General features: G+C 64.1%; 2 protein-coding genes. One reads left to right on the plus strand and one right to left on the minus strand.

Features of this window, described 5'->3' with window-relative positions:
• Positions 1 to 94 precede the first annotated feature (94 nt).
• On the minus strand, positions 95 to 889 hold the full coding sequence (locus FJ980_RS30460) for a thioredoxin family protein (protein WP_140547292.1): 795 nt from the start codon (positions 887 to 889) through the stop codon (positions 95 to 97).
• A gap of 184 nt (positions 890 to 1,073) precedes the next feature.
• Between FJ980_RS30460 and FJ980_RS30465 the strand changes: the two genes are divergently transcribed.
• Complete coding sequence (locus FJ980_RS30465; protein WP_140547293.1) at positions 1,074 to 1,763, plus strand: ceramidase domain-containing protein; 690 nt, start codon at positions 1,074 to 1,076, stop codon at positions 1,761 to 1,763.
• Positions 1,764 to 1,815 lie beyond the last annotated feature (52 nt).

The raw sequence follows: 1,815 nt of genomic DNA on the forward strand, positions 1-1,815 counted from the left end.
ACGCTTCAAGCCATTTCCCGACCGCGTCTCTTCACGCTTGACCACAGCTCGAAGCAAATGTGTGCGCACGCTAGCCCACAAGGGGAGAAGGGGTTTATGGCTTGCGGATGAAGGCGGCGCCGAGGATCGGCCCCGGCATGCCGTCCTTGCCGACCGACTGCAGCAGCACCGCGCAGCCGCCCTTCTTGGCGATCTCGGTCATCGGCAATTCGTAGCGCTGCGCCTTGCCGTGCCACATGCCGGCGGTCTGGATGTCGGAAACGGCGTTCCAGTAGGTCAGGCTGCGGCCGCTGTTCTCGCCCTGGCCGATCTTGACCATCTGCGGCGGATCGAAATAGACGATCACCACATGGGCGTCGGTCGGGCCGTTGCCGGCATCGCCAGCGTCGATCATGACGCGGTCGCTGGTGCGGCTCACCTTGATGGCGACCCGCATGCCCTCGCCGGTCCGGTCCATCCGGGCCAAGGCCCCGTCGACATCCTTGCGGCTGGCGCCGTTGACGTGGCTGCGCCCATTGATGACGGCTTGCGGCGTGTAGACCGAGCGGCTGCCGAAGGCGCGCATATAGTCATATTGGCGCTCGGTGTTCTCCTTGGTGCTCAGCGTGTCCTGCCAGCCGAGGTAGTCCCAGTAATTGACGTGGTAGGCGAGCGCGATGATGTCGTCCTTGCCGGCGAGCTCGGCGAAGAGCTCGTCGGCCGGCGGACAGGAACTGCAGCCCTGGCTGGTGAACAGTTCGACCACGCCCAGGGGCTTGTCGATTTCGGCGTTGTCGGTCCGCGGCTTATCCATCACGGCCTTTCCGGGCTCGGCTGCAAGGGCCACGCCGCCCAACGCCGTGAGGGCCAGCGCCAGTGCCGCAAGCCGCAATCGTCCTTGAATTGCCATGACTTTCCAATTCCCGCCGGTGACGCCGACCTTGTTCTGATTGCTAAAATGTGTGGCAGAAGCGCCAGTCAACGGGAAGTCACGTTGCGGTGAAATTTTTGCTGTTGCAGCCGCAGGCAAGCGCGCAATAGGAGGGGCGGTTGCATTTCAAGGCACGGTTCGATTCGGGGGCAGCATCCTCACCATGTGGCAAACTCTCCTGACGCCTGTCGATCTCTATTGCGAACGGACGGGGCCTGGACTTTGGGCGGAGCCGGCCAATGCTTTGACCAACCTGGCGTTCATTGCCGCGGGACTGTGGGGCGTCTGGCAGGTGCGGCGCTACAAGACCGGCACCTTCGCCGAAGTGCTGGCCTGGTGGGTGGTGGCGATCGGCATCGGCTCGACCCTGTTCCATACCTTCGCCAGCAAAGGCACGATCTGGGCCGATATCCTGCCGATCGCCGGCTTCACGCTGGCCTACACGCTGTTCAACCTGCGGCGCTTTCTCGGCATGGAGTGGGGCAAGGCGATCCTCGTCTTCGTCGCCTTCTATGTCGTCGCCGGCCTGATTGCCTTTGCCGTGCCGGACTGGCTGCGCCAGGCTTCGAACGGCACGACGAACTACCTGCCGCCTTTCCTGGCGCTCGCCTTCTTCGGGGCGTGGGTGGCGGCCACCGGCAACCGGGCCGGCTGGTACAATCTGACCGGATCGGCGATCTTCGTCGTCTCGGCGATCTGCCGCATGATCGATCCGCTGGTCTGTCCCAGCTTCCCGCTCGGCACGCATTTCCTCTGGCACGTCTTCAACGGGCTGATGCTGGCCGTGCTGCTGGCGGCGACGGCGCGGTTTGGGAAAGGTAGGGCAGTAGGGAGTAGGGGAGTAAGGGAGTAGGGGAGTAGGGCAGGTTGCCCGCTCGATCTGCTTCCCCTACTCCCCTACTCCC

The sequence above is a fragment of the Mesorhizobium sp. B1-1-5 genome, from assembly GCF_006443065.1.
GTDB lineage: Bacteria > Pseudomonadota > Alphaproteobacteria > Rhizobiales > Rhizobiaceae > Mesorhizobium.